Raw genomic sequence first — 18909 nt, forward strand, 5'->3', positions numbered from 1 at the left:
TAAAATGATATTTACAGAGAGTGGATCCTATACAAAACAAATACTCTTCCATGATATAAGACAATCTATCGAAAGTTTATCTTTTCACAGTATCTCCAGTGGAGATCGAGTTGTAATTTCCGCAGAAAATTCTTATGAGTTTATTGTTACCCTATTTTCGCTAATCCATTTAGACTGCTCCATTATACTTCTAGATGGTCAGGTAGGGGAACAAAAAATTAAGAGAGTTATGGAAGAAACCAATGCAAAGATTTGCTTAATAGATCGTGATTTGCCTATCGTGAATACAATAAGTATAAAGCCATTGGCCTCACCAGATGAAATATCGTATATAGAATTTAAACTAAATATAGAAAAATGGAAATCGAGAAAGGATGCACTAATCCTATATACATCAGGTTCAACGGGCCAATCCAAAGCAATAATTAAGTCTGGGCAGTCCATGTTTATCAATTTAGAAAGTACGATGAAAAGCATGTGCTACCTTCGAAACGACATATTATTACCGGTTATCCCTTTTTCCCATTTTTACGGATTATCTTTGGTGTTCATTTGGTGGATGATGGATTGTCATTTGGTCTTATGTGACTACAAGAAAGTAAGGAAAATTCTAAAGGCTATCTCTGATTACAAAGTAACGGTTGTTGATGCTATTCCTTCTACGTATCATGTTTTAATACAGCTAATGGAAAAAAGGCAAGAGGTTAGAAATGATTTAAAAAGATCAAGTGTTAGATTGTGGTGTATTGGAGGTTCTCCATTATCGGCTAAATTAGCTGCTGATTTTGAAGGTTATGTAGGCAGGCCCTTGCTTGACGGCTATGGTCTATCTGAAGCAGGAAATATAGCTTTAAATACAGGTAACGAGAAAGGCTGCGGTAAAGCTTTAGAGGGTGTAAGAATAATGATAATGGATGAATATGGAAAAGAAGCTCAAGCTGGAAACATTGGTGAAGTGTTAATAAAAAGCCCAGGATTAATGGAAGGATACCTTGGTTTAAAGAAAGAAACAGAAAGAGCCTTTCTAGATGGATGGTACCGTACAAGTGATTTGGGATATATGACACCAGATCAGCATCTTTATGTAGTTGGACGAAAAGGGGAGGGGTTCCTAAGGAAAGGCTATCTCATATACCCAGCAACAATTGAAAAAGAAATATTTGATTCTTTGGGATATAGAGGGAAGGTCTTTTCCTTTAAGGACGAAAAGAAAGATTCATATGTACTTATCTTTATAGAGGAAGATCCTGCAAATATAGCTGAAATTAAACGAAATATTTATACACATATAGATCCATTCTATCAGCCTAATAAAATCTTAGTGTTAAAGGAATTTCCATACTTGTTAAATGGAAAGGTTGATCAGGTTGGATTACAAAAACTTGCATCACAATGGAATCAAAATAGAGAGGAGGATTCAAATTGCATAGCACTATCATAGTTGATCCTTTCCCATCTTTAGTTCTGGAGAGAAAGGAAGCGATTGAGCGTACAATTGAATATCTCGAAAAAAACAGAGAATGTATGATGGAAATATTGACAGAGGTTTCACCTTATCATACAGCTAAAGATGAAATAAATATATCTATTCAAGCTCTCACCCGCGCGATTGCAGAGGTTAATGAAAATAGGCCACCAACATTGAATAGTATGTCAGTATTTATGCCATCAAACGTTTTGTTATACTCATATGTCCTCTACTTGTTAATCCCTTCGCTTTATGTAGAAAAAATTGAATTTAGGGGATCAGGGCTTGTTATTGAACAAGTTAGACAGCTACACAATTTGTTAAAAGAAATACATCAGTTGCCTATTCAATTATTAGAATTGTCTCATCGAAAGTACATTAAAGAATCAGCTCTACAGGCGGAACTAGTCATTTTTACTGGTGCCTATAAAAATGCTGAGGAAATTAAATTCCAACTTTCAGAAGATCAATTCTTTGTTTTCTTTGGTCACGGAGTCAATCCATTTATCTTAACTGAATCAGCGGATGTAGAAAAATCCATTAATGACCTTGTTTCTATACGAACATATAATTCCGGGCAAGACTGCTTAGGTCCAGATGTTATTTATGTACCAGAACATTTGAAAGATCCATTTGTTTCAATGTTAAAACAAAGATTAGAGGTACTCAAATTCGGTAGCAATAAGGACGGAGCAATGGATTATGGCCCTATTCACTACCTATCTGCAATAGACGTTGTGGCCGTACATTTAAATCAATTTAGTAACTATATCTACTCAGGGGGTAATATTCATTATCGTGAAAGAAGAATAGAACCAACGATCTTGTTAAGCAAAATAGAGGATGATTTGCCAATGGCGGAATTCTTTTCTCCTATCTTTAATGTGGTTACGTATAAGTCTGAGGAGGAAATCTTGGAAGTTTTTAAAACAGGTTATTTTCTTGAGAGAGCGATGGGGGCAACGGTGTATGGAGACTGCAATAAAAATTTAATTGATGCATTACATAAGAGGCATACGGTATCAATAAATAAAACCTTATTAGATATAGAAGATGGAAATGCCCCGTTCGGAGGTTATGGACCGATGGCTAATTATGTTTCTTATAAAGGTCAATTAATCATTAAGCCTATTTTACTTTCGAAAATCCTCCATGATTATTGGGAGTCGAAGCATGACTAGTAATACAGTGTGGTATGCAATTACACAAGCTCTAAAATGCAATGGAGTAACTCAAGTTTTTGGTTTGCCTAGTGATGATCTTGCACTAATGATAGAAATAAAAAAGAATAACATTGATTTTTTAATAACTAAGGATCAAAGAAATGCGATGTTCATGGCAACTGGTTATAGTTTGGCCATGAATCAATTAGGTGTATGTGTTGTTGGAAAAGGACCAGCAATGATGAATTGTATGACGGGTGTCCTTGAGGCAGATGCACAATGTGCACCGGTTTTAATCATTGCAACTAGCACGAAAACAGAAAAATATGGCTTTAATAGGTCTTTCCAGGAAGCTAATCAATACGAAGTTGTGGCTCCTCTAGCAAAGTGGGCCCACCGTGTGGAGAGTGCTGATTCAATTCATTGGGTAATGAAGAAAGCAATATTTCTTGCCACATCAGGATCACCTGGACCTGTATATATAGAAATACCAGAGGACATTGGTTTTCAACAGATGCAGAAAAATGAAGTTTCCTCATATATACCTACCGTTCATTCAAAGCTTTCTGCAGATGTAGAAAATATAAACAAAGCAAGAAGGATGATTAAAGAATCAACAAAACCGATCATCATTTACGGGGGAGGAACGAAACGAGGAAGAGATAGACATCTATTAAAGGCATTTGCGGAATGGCTTAAAGCACCTATTTTTGTAACAGCCTCAGGACGTGGTGCGATTTCTGAAGAGGATCCTCTTTTTTGTGGTTTAGCAGGATTATATTGTCCAGCTCATATGATGGGACTTATCACACAATCAGATTTGTTTATATCAGTCGGCAGTAGACTCGAAGAAACAGCTACTTTCGGTTGGGAACCCTCACTAAGAGCAAATAAAATGATACAAATTAATATCAGTGAGCAAGGTTTCAATCTTTTGTATGATAGTTTCAATCTCCAGGGGGATGCAGAAGAAATTTTAAGTAAATTAATGGAGACTAGTATTCCAAGAGAAGATTCATATCAGTGGATTGAATTCACGGAAAATTTAAAGAATCATCTCTTTAGAGAAAAGGATGCAGTAACTTATCATTATAATCAATTAAGGGTTGCTGACATTCTTAAAGTGTTAAATAGTTATTTACCAAAAGAGGTTGTTTTTGTTCATGAAAATGGTTTGCAAGACATGTGGAGTTATTTCTATCCTTATCATGCTCTAAAAGCGGGTCAGGATGCTATTACTCCTAGCGAACAAACGCCCTTAGGATTTGGGGCAGCAGCAGCAGTAGGGGTTGCCCAAGCTCAAAAAGAAAAAATGGTTGTGGCTATAGTAGGAGACGGTGCATTTACTCTTTTCCAAAGCGATCTTTCAACTGTAGTACAGAATAAAATTCCCATCATATATGTTGTTTTAAATAATGGTGGATATGGATGGTTAGCTTATCAAAATAAAAATAATGGGGCATCTTCCGTTTTTATTCATGAAGAGGAATCGGCGCTTATAGGTGTACATTCAAATCTGCATCACCTACAAGTAAAATCCTGTCATGAACTAGTAGATTCAATTAAAGAAGCTATAGCTGCGTATAGAGTAGGTAAATCAGTTGTACTAGAATGCTTTGTACAAGTAAATGATGTAGCATCTGCTTTAAAAGATATATATGGGGATTTTCCACTAAAGGAGAGGTGAATAAGGTAAATGGAAGCATTACTCACTGAAAAAATATTGAATCAAACAGGGTTAGAAATCCCAGTTAATATTCAAGGGATAGGATTTCGTGTACCAGGCAAAATTGTCAAAAATGAAGATCTAGTGAAAGAACTAGATACAAGTGATCAATGGATACAGGACAAAACCGGAATAAAGGAAAGGAGGTACTTAGAAGAGGAGTATGTGACTTCTGATCTCTGTGCAAGTGCAGCGGTGGAGGCACTCCTGGATGCTGATATTCAAGCAGAAGAGATTGATGCCATTATTGTCACCACTACTTCACCTGATCAAACATTACCTTCAACTGCAATGATTATCAAAGAAAAAATAGGTGCAGAAAAAGCGATTCCGATTGATCTTACGCAAAGTGGCTGTGCAGGTGGGATTTATGCTATGTATGTCGGGACTCATCTACTCCAAAATAGCAATGTGAAAAATGTATTAGTGATCGGTTGTGAAATCCTTTCGAGGATTAGTGATCCAAAGGATCGCACTACACGTGTATTTTTTGGTGATGCAGCTGGAGCAATGGTGTTGCAAAAAACAAGAGAGGGTGGAGGCATTCTTTCCTTCCATTTAGATTCAGAGCTTAATTATGCAGTTCAAATCCCTGGAGGCGGGACAGTACCACTGGGTGAAAATGAAGATTATAGAACAAGCCAATTTGTTAAGATGAATGGTCGTGAAGTCTGGAATACTGCAACAAGAGTAGTTCCAACTTCTATAAGGGAAGCCATAGTATCTGCAGGATTAACAATAGGTGATATTGATCATTTCTTAGTCCATCAGGCAAATCTTAATATAGTAAAAGAAGTTATGCATGATTTAAATGTCCCACTCGAAAAAACGACCATAACTGTACAAGAATATGCCAATACTGGTTCAGCGACATTATATTCAGTTTTATATAAAGCCTTGAAAGATGGAAAAGTGAAAGAGGATGATACGATTGTTCTTTCAGCTATTGGCGCGGGTTTCTTATGGGGTTCTATCTGCTTAAAATATACTAAAAATGAGAAAAGGGGTTAGGAAAATGAAAGAAAAAATAAAAGAGAAATTTATTGAGGTCTATAAAATGGATATTAAACCGGAGGAATTATTGGATGATAGCTATTTATTTGGGCCAGATTCAGTATATGGTTTAGATTCTATGGATGTTTTGGTTTTCATTAATGAATTAAAAAAAGAATTTGGCTTAGAATATAGCACATTAGATACTGATTCCTTTATGACTATCAATAATATTATTAGTTTTATTGAGAAACAAAAAAAATCTGAATCTGTTTAAGGTTATGGAAAGCTTATCGTATTTACCGCACAAGTATCCTTTCCTATACGTAGATCGAGTAGTTGAAAGAGAACCGATGATGTGGGTAAAGGGTTATAAAAATCTAAGCTATAATGAATGGTTTATTAGTGAAAGTCAAAAAAGTATGCCTTCTACACTTATTATTGAAGCAATTGGGCAAATCGGCGCTTTTGTTCGCGTTGAAAAATCAGAAAAATATGAAATATTAGCCGGGATTAATGGCGCACAAATACATGGTTCAGCTTATCCAGGAGATAGGTTAGATTTGTACTTTGAGGTTACAAGAATAAGGAATGGATTAATGAAAGGGAAGGGTATTGCTTCAGTTAATGGTTCTGTAATTGTGTCTATAGAAGAAATTACAACTGTTTACCTATGAAAAAACCTCCTTTTTTAGGAGGTTTCAGACCGTAGACAAACCCCACCTTTGCATTATAGTGAAGGTGGGGTTTTCTGTTATTTTAAAAGATTTTTCTTCTTTTTCAGCTTGGACATGGTCCTCGCCATGTCCAGTTTGCCAATTTTTTTAGATTCATGGCAGCGAACGTAAGCATCGCCTGCATTGAAACTTTTTTAAGACCTCTTAAGGTCGTCCAACGCATGCCATGCTTTTCTTTTGCGTCCGCAAAAACTCGTTCGATTGTTTCTTTGCGTTTCGCATATAGAGTTTTATTAAGTTCGGTATGTCTCAAATGATCTACTTCATCTATGTAATCCTGCCATACATGTCTATGAATCATTTTGGTGTGATTCTTACTTTGCGTACAACGGTCTAACAGAGGACAGTCTTTACATTCCAAAGGATTTGAAGCGTATTGCTTGTACCCGTCTCTTGTCGTCGTACGGTAAGGTAGAATTTGTCCTTCGGGACATAGATAGCAGTCAAAATGTTCATCGTAAACGTATTCGTATTTTCTAAGATATCCGTCTTTCGTTCTCGGACGTGTATAAGGCATAACAGGCCTGATGTCTTGGTCCATTAAGAATTTAGCGATGTGTGGTGTTTTATATCCCGCATCAACAGCGATAGAACTGGGCTTACCGACTTTATCTGTGACTTGAGTGACGAGCTTGTCCAACATCCGACTATCGTGAACATTCCCTCCTGTGACGTGTGAACCTAAGATAAACCCCCGGGAGTCACTTGCCGTATGAAAAGAATACGCAAATAGCTTTTCGCGTTCATCTTTTACGTAATAACCACTTTCAGGATCTGTCGTGCTGACTTTTATTTCTTTTGACTCTTCTTTATTCTGTGGGGGGAAGGGCTTTTTTTCGTGTTTCTCACGGTCGATATTGATCTCTTCATCTAACTGATCCTGATACGTTCTGGTTTCGACTCGGGCTATTTTCTTTTCAAATTTCTTCTTATTAGCATTCGCTTTAACATGAGTAGAATCAATAAACGCAACGGATGGATCCACCAATCCCTTGGTCATCGCTTCTTTCAAAATGCGGTAGAAAATTTGTTCAAATAGATCTGTATCGTGGAAGCGTCGAGCGTAGTTTTTACCGAAGGTTGAAAAATGAGGAATCTTCTCGGTGAACCCATAACCAATAAACCATCGATAAGCCACGTTGGTTTCGATTTCCTTTATAGTTTGACGCATTGAGCGTATGCCGAAAAGGTATTGTATGAAGACCATTTTAATAAGAACGACGGGATCAATACTCGGACGACCATTGTCTAAGGAATACTTATCTTTCACCAGGTCATAAATAAATTCAAAGTCAATCGCTTGTTCAACCTTCCTAACCAGATGATCCTCTGGAACAAGTTGATCCAACGCTACCATTTCAATTTGATTTCTTCCATCCTCAACGTGTTTTGATAACATTTTATATCCCCTACATAAAATTGATTCCATTCAATTATACAAAAAAACTTGTAGACGTGGTCTAATTCTTAGACTTTGTCTACAAGCTGTAACCTCCTTTTTTAGGAGGTTTTTAGCATTTTTTAATAACAGGCGAAATTTGCGTGATACTCTAATCTTTTTGTTGTTCAAACTGAATACAATAGAGAGGTGTTTGTAGGTGATAATAAGTAAAATATAGAAGGAGTCGAAGAATGAAGTCAATTATTAATTTTTCAATTAAGAACAAGCTCGCAATTTGGATCGTCACAATCTTTATTATAGTCTTTGGTATGTTTTCTGCCTTTCAAATGAAAATGGAGCAACTCCCAAATATTAATGAGCCAATCGTTGATATTACAACTATTTATCCCGGTGCATCGTCTGAAGAAGTTTCGGATAAAATTACCAACCAGATAGAAAATGGTGTGCGGAATTTAGATGGGGTAAAAAATGTGGTATCAACTTCCATGCAAGACGCGTCATCGATCCAAGTAGAATATGGATTTGATAAGGATCTTAAGGAAGCAGAACAGGAAATTGAAGAAACGATAAAAAACCTGAATCTTCCGGAGGATGCCCAGACACCAAAGGTTGCGAGACTTAGCTTTAATGATTTACCAATTTTAGTTGTATCCGTATTAAATCAGAATAGTAACCTTTCAGAAGTAAGCAATCTCGTAAAAAATGAAATACAGCCGGCTTTTGAAGAAATTCAGGGAATCTCTACAGTAAATATCGTTGGGAATGAGTCGAAAGAGGTCAGAATCAATCTTTTACCGGAAAGACTACAAGAATATCAACTGCGTGATCAAGACGTAGCAGAATATTTGAATAGCGTGTTAAATGAATTTTCATTAGGCGTGAAAGAGGTTGATAATCAAGAAAAGGTCGTTGCGATTCAAAGCGAAGTGGATATAGAAAAACTAAAGGATATCAGTGTGCCAATTAATCCGCAATCTGTAATAGAAGGAGTAGATCAAACAGCAGAAGCAACACCTACCCTTAGTGATATTGCTGAAGTTGAGTTAGAACAAAGCTCATCGTCTATCTCTAGATTTAATGGGGAAGAGTCAATTGGTATACAAGTAGTACAAGGAGTAAACGGGAATACGGTTGAAATTATTGACGCAATAACCAATAAAATGGATGAGTTTGAAAAACAATATGACGGTTTAACATTTGAAACAGTATTGAATAGTGGCGATCCAATAAAAGATTCCATCAGTATGATGTTCAAAAAGGCTCTAATAGGAGCCGCATTTGCAGTATTGATTATATTACTGTTTCTGAGAGATATAAAATCTACCCTTATATCGGTTATTTCAATTCCACTATCATTACTCATTGCATTATTGTTACTTCATCGGATTGGAATAAGCTTGAACTTAATGACAATTGGAGCGATGACAGTTGCCATTGGAAGAGTAGTTGATGACTCGATTGTTGTTATTGAGAACATTCATAGAAAAATAAAGTTATCTAAAGAACCATTGAGTGGAAATGCATTAATTGTAGCAGCTACAAAGGAAATGTTTTCACCAATTATGTCCTCTACGATTGTAACAATTGCAGTGTTCCTTCCATTAGGGCTTGTTGATGGTCCAGTAGGAGAACTATTTTATCCTTTTGGATTAACAATCGTATTTGCCCTTTTAGCCTCACTGTTAGTTTCTATAACAATTGTGCCAATGATGGCTCATTTTATGATGAGTAGAAAAGTGGAAAAGCGTGCTTCTAGAGATAAGAAACATAGAGGAGAAACGTATAGAAAGATACTAAGATGGAGTCTTAATCATAAAATCGTATCTTTCACATGTATCAATATTCTTTTAATTGGTAGTTTGTTTTTGATTCCATTTATTGGCGTCACCTTCATACAAGAAGATGAAAATAACTTACTTATTATCACTTATGATCCAAAAACAGGTGATACAAGAGAAGAAATTAATGAGCAAGTAGAGACTGTAGAAGATTATTTGCTTGGTAGGGAACATATAGAGCTCGTCCAATCATCACAAGGTGGAGGAAATCCACTTAACCCAGCGGATACCCGACAAGTTCTATTCTTCATTAAATATAAAGGAAGCGTTGAAGACTTTGGAAAAGAGCAGGAAGTAATCTCTGCTGAAATTCGGAAGCAAACCGAGGGAGAATGGAGTTTTCAGGATTCTGGTTCAGGCAATAGTCAAATGAATATTTATGTTTACGGTAATAATTTTGAAGAGATTAATCAGTCAATAGGTCAGATTGAAGATAAACTATCAAATAGAGAAGAAGTAAAGAGCATAAAAACCAATGTCTCTGAGTTGCATGATAAGCTTGGTTTTCAGCTGAAACTGGATGAATTAATTAATAATGGTGTGCACCCAGAACAGGTTTATTCAGCACTAGGTGGAGGGGTGGATATGAGACTCACCACTATAAATGAGGAAGGAGACGACTTACCTGTTTACTTGAATACAGCAAAAACGATTGAAAAACAGGAGGATTATCTTAAGTTGCCTATCTCCACTTTGTCTGGTGAAGAGATAGAACTATCAGAGGTGACAGAACTCATTGAGCAAGAAGCTCCCTCAGCTATATACAATCGTAATGGCAAGCAATATGGTGAAGTAACGATTAATGTTCAAAGCAATGATATCAATAAGACAATCAAAGATTTAGAAAGTGAATTAAAAGGAATTTCATTTGGGAATGGAGTCAACCTCGAATTTGGCGGTGTTTCAGATCAAATTGAAGACTCTTTTAATCAATTAATTATTGCTTCAGGTCTTGCTATCTTCGTTGTATTTTTCGTTTTAATTGTCACATTTGGAGGTGGTCTAGCACCATTTGCTATCCTATTCTCCTTGCCATATGCAATTATTGGGAGTTTGGTTGGACTCTTGTTAACTAGAGAACCAATTAGTATTTCAGTAATGATTGGTGCCTTAATGTTAATCGGAATAGTTGTAACAAATGCGATCGTTTTAGTGGCGAGAATTATTCAGAATGAAAAAGAAGGTATTGATTTAAGGGAGGCAATATTAGAAGCGGGTACAACACGTTTGAGACCGATATTAATGACTGCTTTTGCAACTGTAGGGGCATTAGTTCCACTTGTGTTTACTGGTGAGACGGATGGAAGTGGCCTAATTTCGAGGGGATTAGGGATAACAGTCATTGGTGGTCTTACAACGTCAACAATACTCACTTTGATTGTCGTTCCAGTTGTTTATGAAGCTTTAATGAAGATGAAAAAGAAGTTTAAAAAGAAAAGAGCTCAAAAAGAAGAAGTAAACATTGAGGCTTAGTGGTGTTTTCACTAAGCTTTCTTTTTCTCAATTCTGTGGGTATTTTGGACGAGGATAAGATCTGTTTTTTAATGGTTATGATTTAATATTTAGGTGAAAGTATTCAAAAAGGAGAATGAAAGGTGAGTTCAATTTTTAAAAACCGCTTTATTTATTGTATCCTTTTCTCTGCCTTATTTCTTCAAATGGGTATTTGGATAAGGAACTTTTCGATATTACTATTTGTTACTGAACAAACGAATGGAAACGCTATAGCCATTTCTTTTATAATGCTTGCGGAGTATGCCCCCATTTTTTTGTTTTCTTTCCTAGGAGGAACATTTGCAGACCGTTGGCGACCAAAGAAGACGATGGTATGGTGTGATATTCTTACGGCAATATCAATTTTTGCTATTTTTGCTGCGCTACTTTTTAGTACTTGGAAAGTTGTCTTTTTTATTACTTTAATTTCTGCAGTGCTTTCCCAGCTTTCACAACCAGCGGGTATGAAGTTATTTAAGCAAAATCTCCCAGACAAACTATTACAGCCTGCGATGTCTCTTTATCAAACCTTATCTGCTGTTTTTATGATAATGGGGCCGGTCATTGGTACCATTGTTTATGAAAACTTAGGCCTTCTCCCTTCCATTTTAATCACTGGAAGTGCCTTTCTATTATCTGCTCTTTCGTTGGTTTTCATTACAGAGAGTAAAAATATTGAAAGGGAGTCGTCCATACATATAGCCAATATTTTGGATGATATGAGGGGTGGAATAAAATACGTCCTTAAAAATAATCAATTAAAAGCGCTGGGGGCATGTTTCTTATTTGCAGGACTAGCAGTAGGGCTCATTCAACCAATGAACATTTTTATTGTCATGGAAAAATTGTCATTAGGAACAGAGTATTTACAGTGGCTTCTAATGATAAATGGCTTAGGAATGGTGATTGGTGGAGTAATATCATTTACTTTATCTAGTAAGATACAACCGATGAAGTTTTTAGCAATAGGAGTGGCAATGACCGCAATATCTATAAGTATAATTGGCTATTCAACAGTACTTATGCTAACACTATTAGGACAATTTTTATATGGGGTATTTCTTCCGGTTATTCAAATAGGCATTCATACAATGGTATTAAAAAATACAAATGATCATCTTATAGGAAGGGTCAACGGTATTTTAGTGCCTCTGTTTAGTGGGTCTATGGTAATGAGTATAACATTAGTAGGCATATTAAAAAGTGTGGTATCAGTAACTTTTATCTTTCAAGTGTCTGCTTGTTTATTCCTTGTTGCTTTGGCGATTATTTTACGAAACACAAAGCAGCAGTCATTGAATGAACCAGGACAAGCTAGAAATGTTTAATGTGTGAAGCTACTAAATAGTGAGCAACTACTATATGAATTTATCATTCCTTGTGAATAGGTGGCTTCATTTGAATCCGTATCGATACAAACATATCTTAATAAAAATGAACAGTAGAGCAATTTAGTGAATAAAAGAAACAAGCAGTGATTATGCTTGTTTCTTAAATCATTTTTGCAGTATATATTGAAAACACCGTTTCGCAGTTGCTTCCGGTGCAACAAGAATAGGGGTGTTGGGTGTCACTTGGTTAGCTACATGTGCCATGCTGTATTGCGAGAGGACGATGACATCTACCTTCCCATCCATTTCCGCCACCATTCTCCTGACTCTTTCGTCATGTTCTTCTTTTTTTCCTTCAAAAAGTAGATGGATGATGCCAGGATCAACAACAGATTCAATGGCACAGTTCGGTTGACGTGCTTGTAGGTAATTAATTAGCGCTTCGGGTGTTTCTCTGACGGTAGAGATTAAACCGATTCGATTATACTCTAAAGCCTCATCTAGCATCGCTTCGTCTGAACGGAACATTTTCACTCGACAAAGTGGTTGAAGGATAGCTGTTAAAGGATTGAATGCCGAACAAGTTAGTTGAATACAATCAGGGCGAGCTTCCGCTGCTAAAGAGACAGATTTTGAAAAGCGCCGAGCAATTTCTGGTGTCAATGAGCCGCTTTCTTCAATCATCGTTAGTAAGTGAGTATCCATGAAATGTAATAATTCAACCTCAGGCGCCACTTTTCTAAACGCTTCTTCTATAGGCTTTAAAGCAGTCGTTGTTGCGTGTATTAAGGCAACCTTCATTTTATCTATCACCTCATCCTTTCCGCTTTCGTGCTTTCATTTCCGAGCAGTTAATTGTATTCTCTATAGTATATCTAATAATCAATGAAAATAGTATAAAAACTAATGAAGGAGAGAAAGAGATGAATTCGGATTGGCAGAAAAGACTTTCTCCGGAGAAAGAAAAGCCTTACTTCCAAAAGTTGATGAGCTTTTTAGAACAGGAATATCGGAATCATACGATTTATCCTGTAAAGGGAAATATCTTTAATGCATTGGAATATACAAGCTTTGAAGAGACAAAAGTGGTTATCCTTGGTCAAGACCCATATCATGGTGCCAATCAGGCGCATGGCTTAAGCTTTTCGGTACAACCTGGTGTGAAAATACCTCCGTCTCTACGAAATATATATAAAGAATTAGCAACAGATATTGGTTGTCCCATACCTAACCATGGCTGCCTCATTTCTTGGGCGAAGCAGGGGGTATTATTATTAAATACGGTATTAACAGTAAGAGAAGGAGAGGCCAATGCTCATCGTGGACAAGGGTGGGAAGAGTTTACGAATCATATTATTACTTCTTTAAATCATAGAGAGAAGCCTATTATTTTTGTGTTGTGGGGGAAGCCCGCGCAAGCGAAGTTAAAGTTAATTAATACAGAAAAACATGCCACTATCCTCGCGCCCCATCCGAGTCCGTTATCTGCTCATAGAGGCTTCTTTGGTAGCAAGCCATTCTCAAAAATTAATCAAAAATTATTAGAATGGGGAGAGAAACCGATAGATTGGAAAATAGACAATATATAAGACTTTTCGTCATGTTTCACGTGAAACGAGAGGGGTGCTGTCGAAATGCCGGAGAAAAAGGTAAGCTGTGTCAAATGTAAATATTTCTATGTTACATGGGATCAAAGATTTCCCAGAGGCTGCAAGGCATTTGGTTTTAAAACAAAAAAATGGCCGTCGATGGAGGTTCATACTGCGTCAGGGCAATCGTGTTTGCGTTTTGAAAAGAAGAACTGATACACTATAGGAAGAAAAAGATGGTAGATGAAGTAGGTGAATACATGAGTATTTCAATCGAGAAAATGCTAAGTAAAATGGAAGCTGAGATTATTGAGGCGAAAGGGTTAAATGAATCGGCAGTAAGAGAAAGAGTCCATGCTATTAAAACGTTGTGTGAAGTGATTCTTGATCAATCAACGGGAGTAGTACGGACTGCGCAAACGCAGCAACAACCGATGGTAACTCCTCAGACGAATATCCCCGGTCCTCAACAGGTAAGCCTGAATGAAAAACCAATGAAAATGGGTGATGAGGCAAACGGTGAGTCGATTTTTGACTTTTAAGGAGTAGCTTTACTTTACCTGTTATACTAAATACATACTTAAAAGAAAGAGGCTGAAAATAAATGAAGCTTTTCATCATTATTGGGGCGATTTTTGCCTTTCTAGCTGTTGCATTTGGTGCATTTGGAGCCCATGCTTTAGAAGGTAAAGTAGTAGGCAAGTATATGGATAATTGGCAAACGGCTGTACAATATCAAATGTTCCATGCTATTGGAATTTTTATTGTTGCTTTATTATTATCGAAAATGCCAGACTCTTCCTTATTAACTTGGTCTGGCTGGTTAATGGCATTTGGTATCTTATTTTTCTCTGGAAGTTTATATATCTTAGCATTAACGAAAATATCCATATTAGGCGCCATTACACCTATTGGTGGTGTAGCATTCCTTGTCGGTTGGGTACTTATTCTTGTATTTGCTGTAAAACACTTATAATATAATGAAGGGCTGAACATTTATGATGTTCAGCCCTTTTTCAACAGAAAGTATAAAATTTTTCAATGAGTTATCATGTCTAGCTCCAGCGGCATGGAGCTCGAGGTCATAAGTCAAAGCTGTCTATGAGGTAAAGGGCAACCTCAAAGCCATCTTCGTCTTATGCTTGTCGCTCCAGAGCGAGCCGCTTCCGCTTTTCTGCTTACCTTGGGTTGTATTGTGTTAATTGCGCTGGATAATAGTATTCAATCTCCTCAGGGAAAACAACATAATCTAAATAAATCATTGGGATTAAGTAGCGCTCACCCGTTTCGGGATCACTAATAATGACATGATCACGTCCAGCTGCTTCAATGATTCCTTTAAACACTTTGGCATTCCATTGTGAATTATTTTCAAATGTTGTATAGATGGATGCAAGCTTGCCGCGATTTAATCTGAGAATATTTTCAATAAAGGATTGTTCCATTGGCAGTTGACCTGTTGATTGACCTTGAACGTTTGTTGGCATCCCTTGTGTTGGTATGTTTACTGAAGGTGGTTGAGTGTTGAAATTCTGTTGAGGCTGCTGCTGATATTGGTTGTTGTATTGCTGTTGTTGTTGTTGTTGTTGGGGATTCCCACCATAATAAGGATAACCTTGTTGAGTCATTGCACTTCCCTCCAAATAAATTAATAAACAGATGGGCAATCTGATTCGGTAGGGATGTAGAAACAGTGTGATTTGAACCTACCTGAATTCCATTGGTTATACCATTGTGCTGGACAATCGCCACCTGGTCTAAAAAACCATAAAGCATTACTAGCAGGGTGTTGCCTTTCGCCTTTTAAAGCTCTTCTTGCTAAGTTCAATTCATTCGATCGTGCCGCTTGATAAAAATAGCCTTTCTGCGTTGCTTCAAACCCACCAGGATTTTGAAAAACCATTTGCCTAATGGATGTAATGTCTTTAAAATCCAAGCAATTACCAAGGACGCGATTGACGCCGACATTGCCAACCATTAACATACCAAGATTTCCTTCACCTTCTGCTTCTGCACGCAAAAGTCTTGCTAGTAGCTTTACATCTGCTTCTGTGTAGGCTATCACGCCCATACAATCACCTCTTAAAAAGTTTGCCATGTTGCTAGATAGAGGCTTATTCATAAACTCACTATTTATAACTATGTATAAGCCTTTTCATTTATGACAAAAAAACTCCCGCCAATAAATTGACGGGAACGATATCGATTAATTAACATGTAAAAACTTACTTAAACCATTTTCTGGTAAAATGTTACCTACATAGAAGGCACCGAACTCTCCGTAACGAGCACTTACTTCATCAAAACGCATTTCGTATACGAGCTTTTTGAATTGTAGCACATCATCGGCAAATAAAGTGACGCCCCACTCATAATCGTCAAATCCGACTGAGCCAGTAATGATTTGTTTAACTTTGCCAGCATAAGAGCGTCCGATGAGACCATGGCTGCGCATTAATTCACGACGTTGATCCATTGGGAGCATATACCAGTTGTCCTCACCTTGTCTACGCTTATCCATTGGATAGAAGCAAACATATTTCGCTTGTGGAAGTGTTGGATATAATCGACTTCTCACATGAGGATTCTGATAAGGGTCTTCATTAGAATCTCCTGCCATATAGTTACTTAATTCAACGACAGAAACGTAAGAGAAAGTCGGAATCGTATATTCTGCTAATTTTGTTTTATTGAATTCATTTTCTAGCTCATTTAATTCTTCCATTGTTGGGCGTAAAAGCATCATCATAAAGTCTGCTTTTTGACCGACAATTGTATATAGTGCATGGCTACCTTGCTCGGCAGCTTGCGTGGTGTTCCATTTATCAACCAGTGATAGAAATTCGTGAATAGCGGCTTCACGCTCATCGCTAGAAATCATTTTCCATGTAGTCCAATCGATGGCACGGAAGTCATGGAGACAATACCAGCCGTCAAGAGTTTTTGCTGCTTCGTTCATTGTCATCGCTCCTCATATATGTACTATTTACTTCATGTTTACTATACCATAGTTTAGCCAGCAAACCACACGATTAAAACCAGCTAGTTTTGATTAGTTATTTTGCTTAATGGATACGTTATAAGTATGATATGAATGAAGCGCTTCAGTGCACTGTTTTATTAAAAAGAATTCATTTTTTAGAATTAACCGACATTTGCCTTTTCTATTGCTATTTAACGAGCGGTCTATTGTAATGGAAGAAGAGAAGAAATAATTGTATTTTAAATGATTAATTGGAGGGGCTTAATATGAGCAACTTATTTGAAATATTGAAAGCAAAAATAAACGGGAAGAGCTTGAAAATCGTTTTTCCTGAAGGCACAGACGATAGAATTCTTGTAGCTGCCAGTCGCTTAGCTGAGGAAGGCATTCTTGTACCTATTTTACTTGGAGATGAAGAGGGAATTACTAATCAGGCCACTAAATTAGGGGTTTCTTTAGAAAATTGTACAATCATTGACCCGAAAAATAGTGAGTATATGGATGAATTGCTTCCTGTATTCGTCGACAGGAGAAAAGGGAAAGTAACAGCGGAAGCAGCAAAGGAAATTCTTTTGGATGGAAACTATTTTGGAACGATGCTTGTTTATGCAAACAAAGCGGACGGCTTGGTAAGTGGAGCGGCACATTCAACAGCAGACACTGTCCGACCGGCATTACAAATCATTAAAACAAAAGCAGGAGTGAAAAGGACCTCTGGTGTATTTATTATGGTTCGTGGGGAGGAACAATATGTCTTTGCTGACTGTGCGATCAATATTTCCCCTGATGCAGAAGGATTAGCAGAAATCGCTGTAGAGAGTGCAAAAACAGCAAAAATGATGGATATTGATCCTCGTGTGGCTATGTTGAGCTTTTCGACAAAAGGATCTGCAAATTCTCCAGAAACTGATAAGGTCATTGAGGCAGTAACTATGGCAAAAGAAAAAAATCCAGAGCTTGTCATTGATGGAGAACTTCAGTTTGACGCAGCGTTCGTACCTTCTGTCGCAGAGAAAAAAGCGCCGGGTTCGCCAATCAATGGCCAAGCTAATGTCTTTGTATTCCCAAGCCTTGAAGCAGGGAATATTGGCTATAAGTTAGCGCAAAGATTAGGCGGATTTGAAGCGGTAGGTCCGATTTTACAAGGTTTGAATCAACCGGTTAATGATCTTTCCCGCGGTTGTAATGAGGAAGATGTCTATAAGCTTGCGATTATTACGGCTAGTCAAGCTTTAGTCGAATAGTTCTTAAATGGTAAAGGAGCAGAAGGAATGGAAGAGGCTTTAAATTTATTAGAACAAAAAGAATGGCGTATAATTGATCAGTCGCAATCAGGGCGATTTGTCAGTGCACTTCACTCTTTCGGTATGGATGATACTTTATGCGCTTCGGTTGGAGCGGGACTCTCTCCTGCTACTGCGAGAAGCTGGGTGCATGACCGCACAATCGTACTTGGTATTCAAGATACAAAACTGCCTTTTATTAACGCAGGGGTTCAATTTTTACAGCAACAAGGTTATGACTGTATTGTGCGGAATTCAGGTGGGCTTGCGGTTGTTCTCGATGAAGGTGTCTTGAATATTACTTTAGTGCTGCAGGAAACGGAAAAAGGTATTGATATTAACCGTGGATATGATGCGATGTGGTTTTTAGTGAAAGAAATGTTCGCTGATTTTCCCGTAGAAATTGAAGCGAAAGAGATCACCAAGTCCTACTGTCCAGGGAGTTATGATCTAAGCATTGGTGACCAGAAATTTGCAGGCATTTCACAACGCAGATTGAGAAAGGGTGTCGCTGTGCAAATCTACCTTTGTGTAAATGGCAGTGGCAGTGAACGAGCGCAACTCATTCAAGAATTTTACCGTATTAGTAAAGAGGATGAGAAGACTAAGTTTACTTATCCTGACATTGATCCAACAGTGATGGCTTCGCTAGCTGAACTACTCCAAACGGAATTCACCATAGAAGATGTGATGCTCCGCTTCCTACAAACATTAAAGAAATATAGTGGCACGCTTCATTCAGGTCAGTTAACCGTTACTGAAGCACCAATGTTTGAAAACTATTTCGACCGTGTAGTCGATAGAAACGAAAAAATCATGAACAAGAAATAATATGAGTCCAGACAGCTCCCGAATAATTTGCAGATTTTAGAATGAAACAGGTGCTCTTTTGCTTGTTTTAC

18 protein-coding genes are annotated in these 18909 nt (G+C 37.4%); 13 read left to right on the plus strand and 5 right to left on the minus strand.

The window, feature by feature from the left end; all coding sequences use genetic code 11:
* Window positions 1-4 precede the first annotated feature (4 nt).
* From MKX29_RS10385 to MKX29_RS10410, 6 genes are read left to right on the plus strand one after another with little or no spacing between them, the layout of a single operon-like run.
* Complete coding sequence (locus MKX29_RS10385; protein WP_224936812.1) at window positions 5-1441, plus strand: class I adenylate-forming enzyme family protein; 1437 nt, start codon at window positions 5-7, stop codon at window positions 1439-1441.
* Window positions 1423-2649, plus strand: a complete 1227-nt coding sequence (locus MKX29_RS10390) for an aldehyde dehydrogenase family protein (RefSeq protein ID WP_251162345.1) — start codon at window positions 1423-1425, stop codon at window positions 2647-2649. The genes MKX29_RS10385 and MKX29_RS10390 overlap by 19 nt, the downstream gene beginning before the upstream one ends.
* Complete coding sequence (locus tag MKX29_RS10395; protein ID WP_341105389.1) at window positions 2642-4318, plus strand: thiamine pyrophosphate-binding protein; 1677 nt, start codon at window positions 2642-2644, stop codon at window positions 4316-4318. Before MKX29_RS10390 ends, MKX29_RS10395 begins: the two co-directional genes overlap by 8 nt.
* A gap of 9 nt (window positions 4319-4327) precedes the next feature.
* Window positions 4328-5368 (plus strand): 3-oxoacyl-ACP synthase III family protein, encoded by a 1041-nt coding sequence (locus MKX29_RS10400; RefSeq protein ID WP_341105391.1) that lies wholly within the window; start codon window positions 4328-4330, stop codon window positions 5366-5368.
* Window positions 5369-5372: 4 nt separating this feature from the next.
* On the plus strand, window positions 5373-5627 hold the full coding sequence (locus tag MKX29_RS10405; protein ID WP_095371523.1) for an acyl carrier protein: 255 nt from the start codon (window positions 5373-5375) through the stop codon (window positions 5625-5627).
* 4 nt (window positions 5628-5631) lie between these two features.
* On the plus strand, window positions 5632-6027 hold the full coding sequence (locus tag MKX29_RS10410; RefSeq protein ID WP_341105393.1) for a 3-hydroxyacyl-ACP dehydratase FabZ family protein: 396 nt from the start codon (window positions 5632-5634) through the stop codon (window positions 6025-6027).
* A gap of 103 nt (window positions 6028-6130) precedes the next feature.
* On the opposite strand, the gene MKX29_RS10415 is transcribed toward MKX29_RS10410, so the two are convergent.
* Window positions 6131-7486, minus strand: a complete 1356-nt coding sequence (locus MKX29_RS10415) for an IS1182 family transposase (RefSeq protein WP_251161429.1) — start codon at window positions 7484-7486, stop codon at window positions 6131-6133.
* Window positions 7487-7719: 233 nt separating this feature from the next.
* Here MKX29_RS10415 and MKX29_RS10420 point away from each other — a divergent pair, with 233 nt between their 5' ends.
* Together MKX29_RS10420 and MKX29_RS10425 are read left to right on the plus strand one after the other, a co-directional pair.
* Window positions 7720-10800 (plus strand): efflux RND transporter permease subunit, encoded by a 3081-nt coding sequence (locus tag MKX29_RS10420; protein ID WP_341105395.1) that lies wholly within the window; start codon window positions 7720-7722, stop codon window positions 10798-10800.
* 122 nt (window positions 10801-10922) lie between these two features.
* Window positions 10923-12149 (plus strand): MFS transporter, encoded by a 1227-nt coding sequence (locus tag MKX29_RS10425; protein ID WP_224936806.1) that lies wholly within the window; start codon window positions 10923-10925, stop codon window positions 12147-12149.
* A 168-nt stretch (window positions 12150-12317) separates the two neighbouring features.
* Here the strand turns inward: MKX29_RS10425 and MKX29_RS10430 are convergent, their stop codons facing one another.
* Entirely contained in the window at window positions 12318-12953 is a 636-nt protein-coding gene (locus MKX29_RS10430; protein WP_095371527.1) for an aspartate/glutamate racemase family protein, read from the minus strand.
* 122 nt (window positions 12954-13075) lie between these two features.
* Here MKX29_RS10430 and MKX29_RS10435 point away from each other — a divergent pair, with 122 nt between their 5' ends.
* From MKX29_RS10435 to MKX29_RS10445, 3 genes are all read left to right on the plus strand, one after another.
* Entirely contained in the window at window positions 13076-13741 is a 666-nt protein-coding gene (locus MKX29_RS10435; RefSeq protein WP_281203338.1) for a uracil-DNA glycosylase, read from the plus strand.
* A gap of 236 nt (window positions 13742-13977) precedes the next feature.
* On the plus strand, window positions 13978-14283 hold the full coding sequence (locus MKX29_RS10440) for a YwdI family protein (protein ID WP_251162341.1): 306 nt from the start codon (window positions 13978-13980) through the stop codon (window positions 14281-14283).
* A gap of 62 nt (window positions 14284-14345) precedes the next feature.
* Window positions 14346-14717, plus strand: a complete 372-nt coding sequence (locus MKX29_RS10445) for a DUF423 domain-containing protein (protein ID WP_095371531.1) — start codon at window positions 14346-14348, stop codon at window positions 14715-14717.
* 202 nt (window positions 14718-14919) lie between these two features.
* Here the strand turns inward: MKX29_RS10445 and gerQ are convergent, their stop codons facing one another.
* The 3 genes from gerQ to hemQ all read right to left on the minus strand — a co-directional run bounded on the left by gerQ (window position 14920) and on the right by hemQ (window position 16700).
* Window positions 14920-15369 carry a spore coat protein GerQ gene (gerQ, locus tag MKX29_RS10450; RefSeq protein ID WP_341105399.1) on the minus strand — a complete coding sequence of 150 codons (450 nt, stop codon included), beginning with the start codon at window positions 15367-15369 and terminating at the stop codon, window positions 14920-14922.
* Between the two features lie 20 nt (window positions 15370-15389).
* Entirely contained in the window at window positions 15390-15812 is a 423-nt protein-coding gene (locus tag MKX29_RS10455) for a cell wall hydrolase (RefSeq protein WP_224936800.1), read from the minus strand.
* A 135-nt stretch (window positions 15813-15947) separates the two neighbouring features.
* Complete coding sequence (gene hemQ, locus MKX29_RS10460; RefSeq protein ID WP_224936799.1) at window positions 15948-16700, minus strand: hydrogen peroxide-dependent heme synthase; 753 nt, start codon at window positions 16698-16700, stop codon at window positions 15948-15950.
* A 290-nt stretch (window positions 16701-16990) separates the two neighbouring features.
* Between hemQ and pta the strand changes: the two genes are divergently transcribed.
* Both pta and MKX29_RS10470 read left to right on the plus strand, forming a co-directional pair.
* Window positions 16991-17968, plus strand: a complete 978-nt coding sequence (gene pta, locus MKX29_RS10465; protein WP_251162339.1) for a phosphate acetyltransferase — start codon at window positions 16991-16993, stop codon at window positions 17966-17968.
* 27 nt (window positions 17969-17995) lie between these two features.
* Window positions 17996-18838 (plus strand): lipoate--protein ligase family protein, encoded by an 843-nt coding sequence (locus MKX29_RS10470; protein ID WP_224936797.1) that lies wholly within the window; start codon window positions 17996-17998, stop codon window positions 18836-18838.
* The last annotated feature ends 71 nt before the right edge of the window (window positions 18839-18909 follow it).

It is taken from the genome of Cytobacillus sp. FSL R7-0696, from assembly GCF_038006865.1.
Classification (GTDB): Bacteria; Bacillota; Bacilli; order Bacillales; family Cytobacillaceae; genus Cytobacillus; species Cytobacillus kochii.

Bases quoted from the DNA above. Each gene is read 5' to 3' on its own strand.
- MKX29_RS10400 (WP_341105391.1), top strand. From the start codon at position 4,328: ATGGAAGCATTACTCACTGAAAAAATATTGAATCAAACAGGGTTAGAA.
- MKX29_RS10405 (WP_095371523.1), top strand. From the start codon at position 5,373: ATGAAAGAAAAAATAAAAGAGAAATTTATTGAGGTCTATAAAATGGAT.
- MKX29_RS10395 (WP_341105389.1), top strand. From the start codon at position 2,642: ATGACTAGTAATACAGTGTGGTATGCAATTACACAAGCTCTAAAATGC.
- MKX29_RS10385 (WP_224936812.1), top strand. From the start codon at position 5: ATGATATTTACAGAGAGTGGATCCTATACAAAACAAATACTCTTCCAT.
- MKX29_RS10430 (WP_095371527.1), bottom strand. From the start codon at position 12,953: ATGAAGGTTGCCTTAATACACGCAACAACGACTGCTTTAAAGCCTATA.
- MKX29_RS10435 (WP_281203338.1), top strand. From the start codon at position 13,076: ATGAATTCGGATTGGCAGAAAAGACTTTCTCCGGAGAAAGAAAAGCCT.
- MKX29_RS10440 (WP_251162341.1), top strand. From the start codon at position 13,978: ATGGTAGATGAAGTAGGTGAATACATGAGTATTTCAATCGAGAAAATG.
- MKX29_RS10415 (WP_251161429.1), bottom strand. From the start codon at position 7,486: ATGTTATCAAAACACGTTGAGGATGGAAGAAATCAAATTGAAATGGTA.
- MKX29_RS10455 (WP_224936800.1), bottom strand. From the start codon at position 15,812: ATGGGCGTGATAGCCTACACAGAAGCAGATGTAAAGCTACTAGCAAGA.
- MKX29_RS10470 (WP_224936797.1), top strand. From the start codon at position 17,996: ATGGAAGAGGCTTTAAATTTATTAGAACAAAAAGAATGGCGTATAATT.
- MKX29_RS10410 (WP_341105393.1), top strand. From the start codon at position 5,632: ATGGAAAGCTTATCGTATTTACCGCACAAGTATCCTTTCCTATACGTA.
- MKX29_RS10420 (WP_341105395.1), top strand. From the start codon at position 7,720: ATGAAGTCAATTATTAATTTTTCAATTAAGAACAAGCTCGCAATTTGG.
- pta (WP_251162339.1), top strand. From the start codon at position 16,991: ATGAGCAACTTATTTGAAATATTGAAAGCAAAAATAAACGGGAAGAGC.
- hemQ (WP_224936799.1), bottom strand. From the start codon at position 16,700: ATGAACGAAGCAGCAAAAACTCTTGACGGCTGGTATTGTCTCCATGAC.
- gerQ (WP_341105399.1), bottom strand. From the start codon at position 15,369: ATGACTCAACAAGGTTATCCTTATTATGGTGGGAATCCCCAACAACAA.
- MKX29_RS10445 (WP_095371531.1), top strand. From the start codon at position 14,346: ATGAAGCTTTTCATCATTATTGGGGCGATTTTTGCCTTTCTAGCTGTT.